The sequence below is a fragment of the Sphingomonas sp. BT-65 genome (assembly GCF_026107375.2).
GTDB lineage: Bacteria > Pseudomonadota > Alphaproteobacteria > Sphingomonadales > Sphingomonadaceae > Sphingomonas.
Genome location: NZ_JAPCIA010000001.1, coordinates 766,963 through 783,735, shown reverse-complemented (window position 1 = coordinate 783,735; position 16,773 = coordinate 766,963). Strand labels below are relative to the sequence as shown.

Genomic DNA, 16,773 nt, shown 5'->3' with positions numbered 1-16,773 from the left:
ATGTGGAACTTCAACCCTCTCGGCAAATGGAGCGTCGCCTCCAACCCTAAGCACGACGAGTTTTTCGTCGATGAGAACCGCGATATAGCGCAGTCTCTGGTCCGAGAGGTCAGCCAGAACAGCGGCGACGCGGCGCGCAAGGGCGTCGATGCCGTCCGATTGAAGTTTCGGTTCGGCGAGATCGACCGCGACGTCTTCCACAACCACTATTTGAAAGGGTTGCGGGTCCATCTCGAGGCTTGCGACGAGGCGGCCGCATCGACGCTCGACGCAACCGGGGCGGTCCCATTTCTCGCCATTGAGGATTTCGGGACGTCGGGCCTGCTCGGAGCCTACGATTCCGACGATGACGACGACAGCGGCTTCATCCGCTTTTGGAAGCGCTACGGCGACTCCGGGAAAGGCGGGGTCTCGGGCGGCCGTCACGGCGTGGGAAAGAGCACCATCGCCGCCGGGTCGCAGCTGCGTTTCGTCTTCGGGGTGACGCGCAGGTCCGACGACGGCGAGAAGCTGTTGTACGGCCAGGCCGCCCTGAAATTCCATCGCATTCCAGGCGATGAGGCGCATTACGACGCATACGGGCTGTTTTCCCCCGCCAATCTCGATGAGTGGCCCCGCCCGTTCCAGGGCGACGAGGCCGACACGTTCATCGCCGATTTCGACCTGGCGCGGGACGACGAGCCGGGTCTCTCCGTCGTGGTCCCCTTTCCGTCGAAGGCGTTGACGGCGGAAAAGCTCGTGGCCGCCGCCATAGAGCATTGCTTTCACCAGATACTGTCGGGGCGCCTGATCGTGGAGGTCGACGACGTCGTGCTCGACCGGGATACGATCGCGGCGGCGGCGGCGGCCTCGCTGCCGCAATTGTCCGCGGCCGTCGAACTCAGTCGGATCGTCACCTCGGACCAGCCGCCGCCGCTGATCAAGCCGGCGGCCTCCTCGATCAAGGCCGGTCTGGCGGCGAGCGATTTCGATGAAGAAGGTCTGGCGGCGATCCGAAAGGCCTGGGCCGACAACGAAATCGTGGCCGTCGAGCTGCCGATACCGGTTCGCCCCACGGGCGAAGCCGAGCAGATCGGGACCGTCAAATTGTATCTCCGGCGCGCCGGCAGCGCCGAGGACGCCCGAGAGACCTATGTGCGCGGGCGCGTCAGCGTTCCCGAAACGCCCAAGATCATCGGCAAATCTGCGGTCGCGCTGCTTGTCGCGGACGAAGGCGCCGCCTCCCGAATCCTGGGGGATTCCGAGGGGCCGGCGCACGCTCGCTGGATCGCCGATCGCGTCAAGAACTCGTACAAGGGGGCGGGAGACGTGCTGCGCACCGTTCGGATGGCGCTGCGCGACCTGCATCAGATCGCCGCGCACGCCGAAGGCCCCGCGGCGATCAAGGACGCTCTCAAAGACTTTTTCTGGACGCGGAAGCCGCCAGAAAAGGAGAAAAAGGACGAGGACAAGGACGACAAGAAGAAGATCGACATCGACAAGAAGGGCGGGGAATCCTTCGAGCTCGCCCGCATCGCCGGCGGTTTCACGGTCAAGCGGACCGCGGTAGGCGGCGGCGCGCTGGCCGCGAAGGTGGCCGTCGCCTACGACCGCCGGCGCGGCAAACCGAGATGGAGTCCGGACGATTTCGACCTCACGAAGGGCGGAATCGCGATCGAGGCCGAAGGCGACGGTGCCTTCGCCGCGGAGCCGGGCGGCTTGATCATCGAGCAGGCGAAGCCGGGCTTCCAGGTCAAGGTCACGGGATTCCTGCCGTCGCGCGACTTGTTCGTCGAGGTCGACATCGACGAAGAGGAGGGCGCGCATGCCGCGTAAGGTTCAGCGCCGCTTCAACTTCACGGATCGCGTCCGCATTCCGCAGCACGCGCTCACCTTCGCCGTCGAGGAAGCGGAATCCGGGGGTGCCGTCGCGCAACTCACGCGACTGGAGCTGCCCGACGAGCATCCGCACGATCAGGCGATATGGCTCGCGGCCGATGTGGTGATCGAAGCGTGGCGGATGTCGACCTCCTCCTATTTCCGGAAGGTCGTCGGATCGGTGAAGGATTTGACGGGGAAGGCCGCCCCGCTATTCGAGGCGCCGCTCGACGGTTTCGAGGGCGCGGCGGGAATCAGCTTTCGGCTGAAGATCGTCGACAAGGACGACCGTCGGCTGCTGGCCGAGGCCGACAAGATCACCTCCGACGGCGACGCTCCGCCGGCCGACCGCGCGGAGCTCATCGTCGTCCGTCCGGAGGATCTCGGCGAGCTGCCGTGGATGATCGATTGGTCGGAGGAGGACGCGGCCGGACCCGTCGTCTTGGTCAATCGCGAGATGGTCGATCACGCGAACTATCTCACGCATGATCCGGCCTTGGCCGGCGCGATCGTGCCGCAGGTGTTTCGCGAGGTGCTCTTTCGACTGTGCCTGCGCGACGACCTGCAGCAAGCGGCGTGGGGGAAGAAGTGGATCGAGCACGTCTCGCGCTTTCACGACGAGCCCATTCCCCAGCTGGAGCACGGCCCGTCGCAACTCGGCCTGGCCGACAAATGGGTGCGTGAGGCGGCGGTCGCGTTCGCGGCGCGCTACAAATTGACCGAGAAAACCAACGAGCGGCTCATGGCCGCCGCGGAGGCATGACATGAGCGCTTATCCGATCCGCGCCTTCACGGCGGAGGGGCTGAAGAGGTTCTCGGACTATCTTGAGAAGCGCACGGACGATGAACGGCGAACGGCAGCGCCGCCGCCCGTCGAGCTGCTGCACGACGCGAAGTACGCGGCCGATCTGCACGTCGGGAAGCTCTCCAAGAACGTCTTCGAGACCAAGTTCGATCTGGCCATGTCGGTCGCCGGCAACGTGGGTACGGACAACCTCACCAAGATGCTCGCGGAACCGAACGTCTGGCCCTGGCTGTCGTTGTTCTTTTGGCGGTCGACCTTCCCCTTCGAGAAGGGCCACTACATCATCGGCGCTCGCTCGCGACACATCGTCGAGAAAATTGCCGGGCGAAACCAAGACCATAGCCATAGACACCTCGTTCGAGGCGGCGTGGTCGCGGTGCATCGCTTCGGCCCGCACGCGCGGGTGCTGCTGGGCAAAGCGTCCGAGCAGACGAAGATGGAAGAGCAAGTAATGAGCCGCACGGCCGAGCTCGGCCTAGCGGGGTCGACCGAGTTTGTGCGATTGCTGCATCGACTCTATTGGGATCCCAAGAAGAACGCGGTCCGAAAAGGGGCCAAGGGACAGGGGAAAGGCAGCATCATGCGCGTGATCGAGATCATGCACCATTTGGACGTGACTTTCGACGTGCAGTCGTTGGGCGCGGAGCAGATCGAGCAATTGTTGCCGCAGCCCGAATTCAAGGTCGCCGCCTAGCATGTCCGATCCTACGACCGACGGCGCTTCCTCAGCGGGCGCGCAGCCCGACGGCGCGCCTCCGCCCCGACCGGCGCTTCTGTTCGACCACAACGTCATCGAACATCTCGGCATCAAGCTCTACCAGAACAAGCCGTCCAACGTGTTGGCCGAGCTGGTGGCGAACAGCTGGGACGCGGATGCCAAGCATGTCTGGGTCGATGTCCGGGAGGCCGCTCCCGGACAGGACGCGTACATCGCGGTCGCCGACGACGGCAGCGGCATGACCCTCCCGACGATCAACGAGCGGTATCTCGTGATCGGCAAGGCGAAGCGCGCCAACCCCAAGGACCGGTCCGACGGCGGGCGGCCGCCGATGGGCCGGAAGGGCATCGGCAAGCTCGCGCCGTTCGGGATCGCCGGGCGGGTGGACGTGGCGACGTTCGCCGACGGCAAGCTCAATTGGTTCACGCTCGAGCTTCCCGGCCTGAAAAAAGCCGGCGCGACGGGGCGGTACGAACCGGACTTTCCCGCCGAGGATGTGGATGCGGCCGCGGATCCCGTCGGCGGCGACCCCGCGATACGCGCCAAGGTCGCCGAATTCCTCGCGAAAGTTCGCCCCGTCGGTCACGGCACGCTCGTGTTGATGACGCAGCTGACACCGAACGCGCTTCCCGACAGGGCCGCCACCGTGTCGGGACTGTCGCGGCGCTTCACCGTCATCCTGGCGCGGCCCGACTTCGAGGTTCACGTCGACGGCGCGAAGATCGAAGAGGCCGAGGCCCTGCCGGAATTTGAACTTCGCATACCGCCCGAACCGGGCGCGACGGTCACGGAAAAGATCGACGGCAAGGACGTCCGCTTCTGGGCCGGCTTTTTCGAGAAGGCGGGGCCCACGACCGACGAGGCCGGGGTCGGCGTGTTCGTGCATGGCAAGATCGCGCAGGACCGGCCCTTCTTCTTCAAATCGACCGGCAAAGAAGTGTTCCAGCGATATCTTTACGCGGTCGTCGAAGCGGATTGGCTCGACGAGCTCGACGAAGACCTGGTGTCGACGGATCGGACCAGCATCGACTGGGATGCCGCGGCCGCGCAGGATTTGGCGGCCTGGGGCAAGGACAAGGTGTCGAAATGGCTCGATGCCTACACCAAGCATCGGGCGGGCAAGCACGGCAAGGAGACTCGAACGACGGCGGGCGCGTTGCGCGACGCGAAGAAAATCCCGGTGTTTTCAGCCGCGGAGAACGAGGCCGTGGATCAATTGGTCGCCGATGCTACGCGCGACCTCCCCAAGTCGGAGGTGGAAAAGGCGCGCGGCGATCTGCTGCTTGCCGTCTCCAAGGCCTGGACCAATTTGCCCGCTCGGAAACTCATCAAGGAAGTCTGGGAGGACTTCGTCAAGGCCGGAGCCGCACCGGAGCAGCTCGCGGCTTTCGTGTTGCGGCTCGATCAGCACGCCGTTCCCGAGGCGATGAACTTGGCGCTGACGTTCGCGCAGCGGGCCTATGCGTTGACGATGCTGCAGGAGTTGAAGAACAGAACGTCCGAAACCCGCTTGCAGAAGCTGATCGAGGTGTTTCCTTGGATCCTGCAGCCGCGCGGCGAACTGCTCACCGCCAATCAGCAGCTGAAGACTTCGGTTGAGAAGGCGGCGGACCTGCTCGACGACAAGACTTGGCGCATCGGCCGGATCATCAAGGGAATGACCGAAGCCGAGCGCGCCGACGTGGTTTTTCTGACCAGCGTCGACGAGAGAACGATCGAGGTCGTCGAGCTCAAGTCGCCTTGGCAACCGGAGCTCAACGCCGAAAACGACCGGCAGCTGAGCGATTATCTGCATTTCGTCCAAGCCAATCACCCCGATGCGGCGGTCACCGGGCTCCTGGTCGGCAATCCGGGCGCGCCGGCCTTCCGCACGACCGACACGCGGACTACCGTCAAGAGCTGGAACGAGGTGTTCCGCGAGGGGCAGGCGGCGTATGTGGACATGCTCGCCGCGATGTTGACCCGGGCCGAGCCCGAGGCCGACGACAGCCGGATCGAACTTGTGCAACGCTTCGCCGGCGACGAGGTCTGGGGCCTGCTGCGCAAAATCGCTGAAAACGACGGCCGGCTACGGGCGACGATGGACAAGCTCGATCATCTCCTCGAGCCCGCCGCGGCGCTCCCCGCCCCCGCCAAAGGGCTCCCCGCGCCGTCCAAAGATGGCTGAGGCGGGCGGCGTCAATTTATTGACGCCGCCGAATTGAACGCTATAGCTCCCTCCCACAGGGGTCGGGAGCTACGATGCGGGTTGCAGATTTATTCGCCGGATGCGGCGGCATGTCCGCCGGCTTTCAGAGCGCCGACTACGAAGTCGTGATGGCGGCCGAGAAGTGGGACGCGGCCCGCGACGTTTACAACGCCAATTTCGATCACGACGCGAGCGCTATCGATTTATCGAACCTCGTCGAGGCGACGTATCGCGTGAACCGCGAAAATCCCGACATCATCGTCGGCGGGCCGCCCTGCCAGGATTTTTCGGCGGCGGGTCAGCGCCGTGAAACGGACCGCGCGGACCTCACGATGGTGTTCGCCGAGATCGTGCGCGCGGTTCGTCCGCAGTGGTTCGTGATGGAGAACGTGGGGGCGGTGGTCGGCAGCGCGGCTTACAGCCACGCGCGCCCGACGCTGTCCAGCGCCGGCTACGGTCTGACCGAAGTGGTTCTGGACGCATCCTTTTTCGGCGTGCCGCAGATTCGAAAGCGGTTCTTCTGCATCGGTTGCCTCGGCGAGGAAGATGGCTTCCTGAAGCGGCAGCTCGAAGATGTGCGGCGCGAAAATCGGATGTCGGTCCGGGACTATCTCGGCGACGAGTTCGGCATCGACGTCTATTACCGCCATCCCCGCAATTGGGGGCGGAAGGCGATCTACTCAATCGACGAGCCGTCCGCCACCGTGAGATCCACCAATCGGCCGATCTCGCCGAAATACCGCCTTCACGAGAATGACGCGTCGGATACGCTGGAGGGGGTCAGACAGTTGACGCCGCAGGAACGCGCCCGCATTCAGACGTTCGCGCGCGAGTTCGCCTTCAGCGGCACAAGGACGGATATCGACACGATGGTTGCGAATGCGGTGCCTCTTGCGCTCGCGCAGCGAGTGGGCGAGTCGATCGCCATCTACGAACGGAGCCGTGGATTGGCCGACAGCGACGACGATTTTCGTCGGTGGCTCTCCGAAGAGAGGGGAATGACGCCGGCATCTATCGGCGACGTGCTGTCGCGGCTGCGTCGAGTGGATAAGCTGCTCGCTGGACGTGAGTGCGGGTCGGATCCCCGCGACACCATTCACGAGCTGAGCAAATTGCCCGAATTCGAGCATTTGACCACGAGCGTGCGATCGCACCTTAAGCGCGCGGTCCAGCTCCAAGCCGAGTTCCGCGCGCGCCATTGATCGCCCGCCGTTTCGATGCCGCAACCGTCAGCTCGCCCGACTTGATTTCCGCCACGCCCGCGCCGCCCGCACGGGGAGACGCTGGTCGCGGCGCTGACCGCAGGCGGGTTCGACGTGCTGACCAAGCACCTCTGACCACGCTCCGCACCTAGGACCCGCGCGCCGCATTGGAAGCGCGCAGCAGCGCCTGCAGGGTCGCGAGCGCCGGCACGGTGCAGTCGCGCCGGACGGTCAGCCAGATCGTGACGCGGGCTCCGGAATCGCCGATCGGGCGCACGTCGTTCCATTCGGATTCCGTGAGGAGCGACGCCGGCATCAATCCCGCGCCGTGGCCGGAGGCGACCAACGCATAGAGCATCGCCAGCGCGGCGAAGCGCGACGGCGCGGCCTGCGCCTTCTGCTCAGAGGTCAGCAGCTGCTCGATCTGCGCGGCGAGACCCGGCAGCAGCTCGCGATCGGGCAGGATCAGCGGCAACGACAGGTCGCGGAGCGCCATCGGTGAGCGCAAGCGGCGGTCGGACCTGGGAAGGATCGCCGCGATCGGCTCCTCCCATGCGACCGACGACACCGTGTCCTGCGTACTGGCCTGCTCGGGCGCGAACACGGCGTCGAGCGTGCCGCGGCTGAGCATCTGGACCATCTCGGCAAGCGGGCGCTCGACCAGCCGGATGCGCAGGCCCGGCTCCGCCGCGTCGGCGGCGCGCAGCAGGTCGCCGAACGGCATGCCCGACAGGCCTTCGGCAAAGCCGATGCGCAGCCGCACGGCGTCGGCCGGGCGCGCGCGCAGCTCGGTGATCGATTGGTCGACGTCGTAGAGGATTCGGCGCGCATCGCGCAGGAAGCGCTCGCCGTGCGGGCTGAGCCAGGTCGAACGCGAATTGCGATTGAATAGCACCACGCCCAATTCGGCTTCGAGATCGCGTATCTGCCGGCTGAGCGGCGGCTGCTCGATGCCGAGCCGCGCCGCCGCGCGCCCGAAGTGCAGTTCTTCGGCGAGGGCGACAAAGTATCTAAGGTGCCGAAGCTCCATGCGGCCTCCCTCGACGGGCAAACCGCTGGCCGTCTTCTCACTGGTGAGACGCACCGGAATCTCGGCCGGGCAGCAAAACCTGACATAAAACTGAAATCTATTCGCTCCGATTTGGAGAAAAATCACATAGCGTCGCACCAGGAACCCGGCATAGGGAAGGCCCTTTTCCCGTCCGGCGCGGCTTCCTAAAGTGAAGCACGGAAGATGTGGGGGCCATATGACGAAGTCGGATGACGAGCATCGGGCGAAACGGAAGACGCCCTACAACGAGCGTTCAGATCTCGATAAGCTGCAGTCGCAGTGGAACAAGCTTTCCGGACTTCATCTTCGGGACGAACCGTCGGCGGCAATCGTGCGGTGCTCGACTGCGGCGGAGATCGCGGCGAACTACGCGATCAGGCATGAGTGGGCCGAGCAAACTCAGTTTGATGCCGTCGTCGTCGACCAATTCCTGTTCTGGGCAAACGGCCTCAGAGGGAAAGTCGAACGGCTGTTCGTGCCGATCTATTTTGCGCGCCCGAAAAAGAGCAAGACCGCGAAGGCGCTGATCGCTTCGGCCGAGAAGATCAACAAGGTCCGTAACGAGGTTGTGCACCAGGGGCGCTTCAGCAACGCCACAGAGGCGGGTGAGGTTATCGCCGAGGCAAAGCGCTTCATCGACATTATCGTTGGCTTGTCGCAGCCCGGATTCGACATCCAGGATCGGGCGCGAAGCAAGGGGAAGTGATCAACGTCGTTTCTCGTTCCCGTAAAGTCATTGCGCAACAGGCCGCAGCACCAAATCGCGTTGAACGAGGACGCGCAGCGGAAACCCCGGCCGGATCGTCAGCGTCGGCTGCACGTCGAGATTGCGCCGGGTGATTTCCTGGCCGACCTGCGCAACCGCATCCTGCGCGCTTGAGCGCAGCGCGATCACGACCGAGCCGTTGCTGCCGACATTGTTCGTGCCCAGGTCGGCGCCGACCCCGAGCAAAGTCGCGAGCAACGCGCCGCCGGCGAGCCGATCGAAATGATTGTCGGTCCGGTCCTTGAGCCCGGCGCGGCCGCCGACATCGACGCCGGGGAGCGCGTCGAGCAGAATCGAGCTGCCGTCGGGGAAGATCAGCCGCTCCCACACCAGCAGAAGCCGGCTCTGGGCATAGCCCACCGCGCTGTCGTAGCGGCCGATCAGCCGCGTTCCCTGGGGTACGAGCAGATGGCGGCCGGTGACGCTGTCGTAGACATTGGCGGTGACGGCGGCGATCGCCTGGCCGGGCAGGTCCGAGCTGATGCCGGTGACGAGCGCCGCCGGAATGACGGTGCCCGCCATCAGCTGATAGGGCGAGCGCGGTTCCTGCAAATCCGCAGTTCCGTAAATCCGCTTGCCCGGTTCGGCGGCGAGGAAGGCGCGCTTCGCGGCCTGGGTGCCGTCGGCGGGCGACGGGGCGGCCGTAAGAGCGGCTCCTGGGGCCGCGGCTTCGCCGATCGCCGGCATCGCGATCGCCGGGCCGCGCTCGGCCTGCGCGCTCTGGAACAGCACGTCCGAACGCCGCACCGCCTCGCGTTCGCGGCGCGCCTGCTCGAGGCGTGCCCGCCGTGCTTCCGCCTCCGGGTCCGCCGCGACCGGCGGCACGGCGGGGTCGAGCCGGCCTTCCTCCTGCGCGCGCACGATCGGCCGACCGAGGTCGCCGGGCATCGGAGCGCCGAGCTGCGGCACGCCGGGCGGCGTCTTCGCGGTCACGCGATAGTCGGGCGGCAGCCGCTCGAGCCCCTCGGCGGTCTGGACGCGGTCGACATTGTAGAGCTCGCTGCCGGCGGCCGGGCCGGCGTGCCGGCTCGAGAGCGACCAGATCGCCGTGCCGGCGAGGCCGATTCCGGCCACGCCGGCGACCGCCGCGATCATGCGCCGGCTCATCCGCAGCACCGGGCGGGGCTGGACGCGCAGCGCGAGCCGGTCGGGATCGAGCTTGGGCGGCGGGGGCGTGGCCCGTTCCTCGCTCATGGCCGGCGCTCGCGGCGCTTCGCGTCGTCGCGCTCGATGCGGACGGTCTCGGCGCGCTTGCCGCCCAGGCGCAGCTCGGCCGCGCCGAACAGCCGGTCGACGATGTAATAGGGCGCGCGGACGCGATAGTTGACCAGCTCGGTCTCGCCGGCCGGTCCGATCACGAACAGGGGCGGCATGTCGCCCTGGGCGATGCCGGCGGGAAACTGAACGTAGACATGCACGCCGTCGTCGAACGCGCGCAGCGGCCGCCACGCCGGATCGTCGCCGCTGATCCGGTAGCGGAAGTTGAGCCGGTCGAGCGCGACGCCTTCGGCGACCGGTGCCGCCGCAGCAGAGCGCGCGGCATCCCGGCGCAGTGCGAGCAGCGCGTCCGTCGGATAGCTCCAGCTGACCGACGCCATCCAGCTCGCCGGCGCAGAGGACAGCTCGAGATGATAGGTGCGGCGGTCGCTGTTGATGACGAGGTTGGTGGAAAGTCCGCCCGCGATCGGCTTGACGAGGATATGGACCTGGGCGGCCGCGCCGCTGCCGCTCGTGGTGTCGCCGACGATCCAGCGCACGGTGTCGCCCGCCGAGACCGAAACGAGCTGCTCGCCGGGCTCGAGCGCGATGTCGGTGACGTGGCCAGGGCTCAGATAGAGCTGGTAGAGCGCGCCGGGCGCGAACGGCCAGACCTGGGTGGCGTTGATGTAAAGATCGCCCGCGGGCTCGACCCGCGCCGCGGCATGGGCGCGGGCGATGCGCGCCTTGGGATCGCCGGTCTCGGGCAAAGCGGGTCCGGGACGCGGCTTGAGCTGGCCGGGCAGCGGCAGCGGCTCGGGCACGGCGACGACCTCCACCGGCCGCGGCGGTTCGGGCACCGACTCGGCCGGCACCGCCGGCGGCGGATCGTCGAGCGCGATGGCGGGCGCGGGCCGCGGTTGACCGGCGCAGCCGGCGAGCAGAAGCAGCAGGATCGGAGCGGTTCGGGTCATTGGGCGGGTCCTCCGCATTGCGCCGGCACCGCCGCCGCACCGAGCTCACGGCTCCAGTCGAGGCCGTGGACGTAGAGGCCGAGCGGGTTGCGGGCGATGGTGTCGGCGTCCTTGGGGGCTTGGTGGACGATGGTGAGGATGGCGCTCCAGCGCTCGGCACCGGCGAGCTGCCCACGCTCGTAGCGGCATTCGGTCCAGGCGAGGCGGAAGCTCGACGGCGAGGCGCGGATCACGCTCTGCACCTCGACCGTCACCGCGCGCTCGCCGACGCGCGCGAACGGGTCGTTGGCGCGCGCCTGCTCGTTCAAGGTGGCGGCGCCGCGGTCGGTGACGAAGGCATAAGCGCGCAGCCAGTTCTCGCGCAGCACGACCGGGTCGATCGACACCGAGCGGGTCCATTCGATCCAGCGCGCAAGGCTGTAGGCGATCTCACGGTCGTTGGGCTCGGCGTCGCTCGCCGGGCCGATGGCGGTGGCCGCGCCGACCTGGTCGACCCGGACGATCCACGGCGTGATCGTCGCGGTGGAGCGCAGCCGGATATTGTCGAGCGCGACCAGGCTGGCGAGCCCGATCAGTCCGAAGGCGGTCAGCCGCCAGTTGCGGGCCTGGACGCGGGCCGATCCGATCCGCTCGTCCCAGACCTGACCGGCGCGCTGATAGGGCGTCTCGGGTTCGGGCGAGGCGGCGTAGCGCACGCCGGGGCGTTTCCAGCGCATCGGTCAATCCTCCTTGGGCAGGGTAGGGGACGCGCCGGGGCCGCCGCGATCGCCCGACCGCAGCGTATGCGCGGCGACGGTGACGCCGTGGGTGGCGGCCTGGCGCCGCTGCATGCGCTTTGCCCAGGCGGGCGGGCCGTCGCCGGATTCGGCGCCGCGCTCACCGAACACGCGCGCCGCGGTCGACCGGGCAGCGCCTGAGACCGCGCTTGCGCCGGCGCGCGCGACGCCGGTCATGCCGCCTTCGGCATAGGCGGCGCGGGCTCCGGCGGCGAGCGAGGTTGCGCCGCGCAGGGTCGAGCCGGCCGCCCCGGCGGCGAGGCCCGCGCCGCCTGCGACGACGGCACCGCCTGCGGCGGCCAGCCCGGCGACGCCGAGCGCGGTGCCGGCGGCTGCGCCCGCGCCGAGCTGCGGCGCGCCCGACACCAGTCCGGTCGCGATGCCCGGGCCGAAGATGCCGAGGCCGAGCAGGGTGAGAGATCCGAGCGCGATGGCGAGCGCATGGTCGATCGTCATCTCGGTGCCGGGAGGCACGCGGAATTCGGCGAACAGCCCCGAGCCGATGCCGACGATCACCGCGAGCACGAGGATCTTGATGCCCGACGAGACGACATTGCCGAGCACGCGCTCGGCGAGGAACGCGGTCTTGTTCCAGAAGGCGAAGGGGACGAGCACGAAGCCGGCAAGCGTGGTGAGCTTGAACTCGATCAGAGTCACGAACATCTGCACCGCCAGGATGAAGAATGCGATGATGATCACCAGCCAGGCGCAGAACAGCACGACGATGATGTCGATGTTGGAGAAGACCTCGAACAGCCCCGACATCTCGCCGATCTGATCGAGCAGCGGCCGCCCGGCGTCGACTCCGACCGCGGCGAGGCGGCCGGGCTGGAGCAGCTGCGCCTCGGTCATGCCCGAACCCGAGGCCTGCAGACCGAGCCCCGCGAACGAGCGGAAGAGGATCGAGGCGAGGCTGTTGAAGTTGGTCAGAATGAACGCGAAGGCGCCGACATAGAGCACCTTCTTGATCAGCCGCGCGAACAGGTCGTCGGCGCCGCCGAACGCCCAGAACAGGGCGGCGAGCGTGACGTCGATGGCGATCAGCGTCGCCGACAGCCAGCCGACCTCGCCGCCGAGCAGCCCGAACCCGCTGTCGATATAGCGGGCGAAGGTGTCGAGGAACCGGTCGATGACGTTCAAGTCGTTCATATGCCTCAGTTCCCCGGCTCGGCCGGCGGCGGTCCGAAGAACCGCCGCCGATTCGCCTGCGCCACCGTCTCGCAGGTCGCGGCGCCGACGGCCGTGCGGTCGGCGCGGCAGCGGCGGCGCAGCTCGGCGAGACGCTCGGGATCGGCCGCCAGCTCCGCCACCAGCGGGTCGTCGCCGTCACGCGTGACCGCCTTCGCCGGCGGGTCGGCGGGTTTGGAACCGCAGCCGGCAAGCAGGAAGAGCAGGATGGCGGCGGAAGGGTGGCGGAGCATGGCGGGGCCTTTCAGCTGCGGTAGAAGGTGACGCTGGCGGGCGTGTAGGACGCGCCGGAGCCGCCCATGAACCGCCGCCGGTTCTCCTGGCCCTCGGCCTCCGCGGCGAGGCCGCGCGCGGCCTCGAGCGCGGCGGCGCGGCCGTTGGCGAGCTCGAGCCGTTGCGCCTGCATCGCCTGCTGGGCCTGGAGCGCGAGCAGCTGGTTGGTCGCCTGGGTCGCCTGCAGCGTGCCGACCGCGCTCTGGCTCTTGGCGACAAGGTCGGCGAGCGTCGCGTCGTCGCCGGCGAGGCCGGTCGCGGCCTGCGCCTGGACCTGGGTCGCAGTGCGCAGGGCCTCGAGCGAATTCTCTAGGCGCTCGCGCGCGTTTGCGGTCATCTGCTCGCGGGTCAGCCCGGCATAGGCCTGCGGATAGGCGCGCTGGAACGCGGCGTCGGCCTCGGCAACGTCGAACGCGACGCCCTTGGCCTGCTGGATCAGCCGCTCGCTCTCGCGCAGCCGCGCCTGGAGTTCGCCGATCACGTTCGACGGCAGCGACGTGAGGTTGCGCGCCTGATTGATCAGCGACTGCGCATCGTTCTGGAGCTGCTGCACCTGGTTGTTGATCATGGTGAGCGTGCGCGCGGCGGTGAGGATGTTCTGCGCATAGTTGGATGCGTCGAACACCGGGATGGCAGATGCCGGTGCGGCGCACAGCAGCGCGACCGCCGCGGCGATGAGGACGGGCTTCTTCATGGGGACGTCTCCTTGGCTTCGTGGGGGGAGGGGGCGAGGAGGTCGGCGGCCCAGGCGAGGCCGCGATGGCGCGCCCATTGGGCGGCGAAGCCGGCCGCGCCGTGCTCGGCGAGGATGTTGTCCATGACACGCTGGTCGGCGGGGCCGGCCGACGCGAGAAAGGCGAGCGCGAGCTGTCCGATATCGAGATCGAACAGCCGGTTGCCGAGCGGCGACTGATAGTAATAGTCGCGCTTGGGCGTGGCCTGGGCGATGATCGCGATCTGGCGCGCGTTGAGCCCGAACCCCTGGTAGATTTCCTTCAACTGCGGCTCGGTGGCCTGCGGGTTGGGCAGGAACAGCCGCGACGGGCAGCTCTCGACGATCGCCGGCGCGATCGTGGAGCGCTGGATGTCGGCGAGGCTCTGGGTGGCGAAGATCACCGCGACGTTCTTCTTGCGCAGCACCTTGAGCCACTCGCGGATGCGGCCGGCGAACAGCGGATCGTCGAGGAACACCCAGGCCTCGTCGAGGATCAGCAATGTCGGCGCGCCGTCGAAGCGCTGCTCGAGCCGGTGGAACAGATAGGTGAGCACCGGAAGCACTGCCGAGCGCGCGTGCATCAGCTCCTCCATCTCGAACGCCTGCACTTGGGCGCTTCCGAGCCGGTCATGGTCGGCGTCGAGCAGCCGGCCGTGCGGGCCGGCGAGCGTGTAGGGGGCGAGCGCCTGGCGGAGCGGATTGGAGGCGAGCAGCGCCGACAGGCCGGTCAGCGTGCGCTCCTCGCGCGGTGCCGAGGCAAGGCTCATCAACCCCGCCCAGATCGCGTCCTTGACCGGCGGATCGAGCGCGACGCCCTCGTGCGCGACCAAGCCCGCGATCCACTCGGCCGCCCAGATCCGCTCGGGGTCGGCGTCGATGCCGCTGAGCGGCTGGAAGGCGAGCGCCGACTCCTCGTCGCCGGCGCCGAGGTCGTAATGCTCGCCGCCCATGCCGAGGATCGTCGCGCGCGCCGAGCCGCCTTTGTCGAACAGGAATATCCGGGCACCGGGGTAGCGGCGGAACTGGAGCGCGATCAGCCCGAGCAGCACCGACTTGCCGGCGCCGGTCGGGCCGACCACCAGCGTATGGCCGACGTCGCCAACATGGGGGCTGAAGCGGAACGGCGTCGCGCCGTCGGTGCGGGTGACGATCAGCGGCGGGCCGTCCAGATGCGCGTTGCGCTCGGGGCCGGCCCAGACCGCCGAGACCGGCAGCATGTGGACAAGGTTGACGGTCGAGATCAAAGGCTGGCGGACATTCGCATAGGCGTGGCCGGGCAAGGTCGACAGCCAGGCTTCGACCGCGTTGAGCGTCTCGTTCATGGTGACGAAGCCGCGGCCCTGGACGATCCGCTCGACCGCCCGCGCGCGCTCGGCGGCGATGCCTTCGTCGCGCGCGCTCACCAGCAGTGTGGCGGTGACATGGCCGAAGGCGACCGCGTCGGAACCGAGCGCCTGCAGGGCGAGATCGGCGTCGGCCGACTTGTTGGCGGCGTCGCTGTCGACCAGCACGACTTCCTGCTGGTAGATCACCTCGCGCAGCAGCGAGACCACGCCCTTGCGCTTGGCGAACCATTGGCGGCGGAGCCTGACCAGCTGGCGCTCGGCCTCGTCCTTGCCGAGGCACAGGAAGCGCGTGGTCCAGCGATAGGGGAAGCCGAGCCGGTTGAGATCGTCGAGCAGCCCCGGCCAGGTCGAGGCGGGGAAGCCGCGCACGGTCAGCAGCCGCAGATGCCGGTCGCCGAGCATCGGCGACAGCCCGCCGACCAAGTCGTCGGCGCCAAGCAGCGCGTCGAGATAGACCGGCGTCTCGGGCACCGCGACCGGCTTCGGAGCCGCCGATACCGCGCCGTGGAGATAGGTGAGCGTCTCGGCGTCGTCGAGCCAGGCGGCTTCGGGCATGATCGTCTCGACCAGCGCGGCGATCCGGTCGCTCTCGGCCGCGAACGCCTGGCACTGCTCGCGCCAGTCGACCGAGCGGCGGTCGCCGCCCTCGACCAGCAGCCCGCGCGCCCTGGCGCGGGTCTCGGCAGGCGGCAGCCAGGCGAGGGTCAGATGATAGCCGCTCTCGAAATGCCGCGCGGGCATGTCCTCGTCCTCGCCGGCGAAGGCAGCGCGGCGCGCGGCGTCGACCAGCGCCGACAGCGCATCGGGAAAATCACTGTCGGGATAGGCGGGCGCAGGCCGCCGATCGGCGTCGACATAGAGAGCCCAGCCCGAGCCGAGACGCTTCAAGGCGTTGTTGAGCCGCGCGGTCGCCGCGACCAGCTCGGAATCGGTCGCGCTGTCGAGGTCGGGTCCGCGGAAGCGCATCGTCCGCTGGAAGCTGCCGTCCTTGTTGAGCACCACGCCCGGCGCGACCAGCGCCGCCCAAGGCAGATAGTCGGCGAGGCGCGTCGGGCGGCGGGCATATTCGGCGAGGTTGAGCATCACCCGGCCCCCAAGTGGGCTTTGTGCTTGAGGTGGCGCGAGAGCACCTCGACGAAGTCGGGATCGGACCGCGCGCACCACACCGCGACGGCATGGCCGATCGCCCACACCGCGACGCCGACCACCCAGAGCTGGAGGCCGATGCCGATCGCGGCGGCGAGCGTGCCGTTGACGATCGCGAGCGCGCGCGGCGCGCCGCCGAGCAGGATCGGCTCGGTCAGCGCGCGGTGGACCGGCACCTCGAAGCCGTCGGGCAAAGTCACACCAAGGCTCCGCCCGAGAAGCTGAAGAAGGACAGGAAGAAACTCGACGCCGCGAAGGCGATCGACAGGCCGAACACGATCTGGACGAGGCGGCGGAACCCGCCCGAGGTGTCGCCGAACGCCAGCGTCAGCCCGGTGGTGATGATGATGATCACCGCGACGATCTTCGCGACCGGGCCTTCGACTGATTCGAGGATCGACTGGAGCGGCGCCTCCCACGGCATCGACGAGCCGCCGGCGTGCGCCGGCGCCGCGAGCAGCGCCGCCGCCAGCACGAGCGCCGATACGTAAATCCGCTTTCGGAGATTTCCGTAAATCCGCTTCCGGGGAACTGCGGGACTACGCGAACAGGTCATGGCTTGCCTCCTTGG

16 protein-coding genes are annotated in these 16,773 nt (G+C 68.0%); 6 read left to right on the top strand and 10 right to left on the bottom strand.

Features of this window, described 5'->3' with window-relative positions:
* From OK349_RS03845 to OK349_RS03825, 5 genes are all read left to right on the top strand, one after another.
* Complete coding sequence (locus OK349_RS03845; protein ID WP_265116497.1) at positions 1-1,815, top strand: hypothetical protein; 1,815 nt, start codon at positions 1-3, stop codon at positions 1,813-1,815.
* Positions 1,805-2,620: a hypothetical protein gene (locus OK349_RS03840; protein WP_265116496.1), complete on the top strand. Its 816-nt coding sequence runs from the start codon at positions 1,805-1,807 to the stop codon at positions 2,618-2,620. The genes OK349_RS03845 and OK349_RS03840 overlap by 11 nt, the downstream gene beginning before the upstream one ends.
* Before the next feature lies 1 nt (position 2,621).
* The gene (locus OK349_RS03835) at positions 2,622-3,356 is read left to right on the top strand and encodes a hypothetical protein (protein WP_265116495.1); all 735 of its coding nucleotides are present in this window, start codon (positions 2,622-2,624) and stop codon (positions 3,354-3,356) included.
* Between the two features lies 1 nt (position 3,357).
* Positions 3,358-5,547 carry an ATP-binding protein gene (locus OK349_RS03830; RefSeq protein ID WP_265116494.1) on the top strand — a complete coding sequence of 730 codons (2,190 nt, stop codon included), beginning with the start codon at positions 3,358-3,360 and terminating at the stop codon, positions 5,545-5,547.
* A gap of 74 nt (positions 5,548-5,621) precedes the next feature.
* On the top strand, positions 5,622-6,770 hold the full coding sequence (locus OK349_RS03825) for a DNA cytosine methyltransferase (RefSeq protein WP_265116493.1): 1,149 nt from the start codon (positions 5,622-5,624) through the stop codon (positions 6,768-6,770).
* 148 nt (positions 6,771-6,918) lie between these two features.
* Here the strand turns inward: OK349_RS03825 and OK349_RS03820 are convergent, their stop codons facing one another.
* A complete protein-coding gene (locus OK349_RS03820) occupies positions 6,919-7,938 on the bottom strand; it encodes a LysR family transcriptional regulator (RefSeq protein ID WP_265116492.1) in 1,020 nt (339 codons plus the stop codon).
* 79 nt (positions 7,939-8,017) lie between these two features.
* On the opposite strand from OK349_RS03820, the gene OK349_RS03815 reads away from it, so the two are divergent.
* Entirely contained in the window at positions 8,018-8,527 is a 510-nt protein-coding gene (locus tag OK349_RS03815; RefSeq protein WP_265116491.1) for a hypothetical protein, read from the top strand.
* Positions 8,528-8,554: 27 nt separating this feature from the next.
* Here OK349_RS03815 and OK349_RS03810 read toward each other — a convergent pair whose 3' ends face one another.
* The 9 genes from OK349_RS03810 to OK349_RS03770 are packed head-to-tail and all read right to left on the bottom strand — an operon-like array spanning position 8,555 to position 16,758.
* Entirely contained in the window at positions 8,555-9,781 is a 1,227-nt protein-coding gene (locus OK349_RS03810) for a TraB/TrbI/VirB10 family type IV secretion system protein (RefSeq protein WP_265116490.1), read from the bottom strand.
* Positions 9,778-10,758 carry a P-type conjugative transfer protein TrbG gene (gene trbG / locus OK349_RS03805; RefSeq protein ID WP_265116489.1) on the bottom strand — a complete coding sequence of 327 codons (981 nt, stop codon included), beginning with the start codon at positions 10,756-10,758 and terminating at the stop codon, positions 9,778-9,780. Before trbG ends, OK349_RS03810 begins: the two co-directional genes overlap by 4 nt.
* Positions 10,755-11,474, bottom strand: a complete 720-nt coding sequence (gene trbF, locus OK349_RS03800) for a conjugal transfer protein TrbF (RefSeq protein ID WP_265116488.1) — start codon at positions 11,472-11,474, stop codon at positions 10,755-10,757. The genes trbG and trbF overlap by 4 nt, the downstream gene beginning before the upstream one ends.
* Before the next feature lie 3 nt (positions 11,475-11,477).
* Entirely contained in the window at positions 11,478-12,683 is a 1,206-nt protein-coding gene (gene trbL / locus OK349_RS03795; protein ID WP_265116487.1) for a P-type conjugative transfer protein TrbL, read from the bottom strand.
* 5 nt (positions 12,684-12,688) lie between these two features.
* On the bottom strand, positions 12,689-12,955 hold the full coding sequence (locus tag OK349_RS03790) for an EexN family lipoprotein (protein WP_265116486.1): 267 nt from the start codon (positions 12,953-12,955) through the stop codon (positions 12,689-12,691).
* 11 nt (positions 12,956-12,966) lie between these two features.
* On the bottom strand, positions 12,967-13,689 hold the full coding sequence (gene trbJ, locus OK349_RS03785; RefSeq protein ID WP_265116485.1) for a P-type conjugative transfer protein TrbJ: 723 nt from the start codon (positions 13,687-13,689) through the stop codon (positions 12,967-12,969).
* A complete protein-coding gene (gene trbE / locus OK349_RS03780; RefSeq protein WP_265116484.1) occupies positions 13,686-16,139 on the bottom strand; it encodes a conjugal transfer protein TrbE in 2,454 nt (817 codons plus the stop codon). The genes trbJ and trbE overlap by 4 nt, the downstream gene beginning before the upstream one ends.
* Positions 16,139-16,402 carry a VirB3 family type IV secretion system protein gene (locus OK349_RS03775; protein WP_265116483.1) on the bottom strand — a complete coding sequence of 88 codons (264 nt, stop codon included), beginning with the start codon at positions 16,400-16,402 and terminating at the stop codon, positions 16,139-16,141. The genes trbE and OK349_RS03775 overlap by 1 nt, the downstream gene beginning before the upstream one ends.
* Positions 16,399-16,758: a TrbC/VirB2 family type IV secretion system protein gene (locus OK349_RS03770; RefSeq protein WP_265116482.1), complete on the bottom strand. Its 360-nt coding sequence runs from the start codon at positions 16,756-16,758 to the stop codon at positions 16,399-16,401. Before OK349_RS03770 ends, OK349_RS03775 begins: the two co-directional genes overlap by 4 nt.
* Positions 16,759-16,773: the final 15 nt, after the last annotated feature.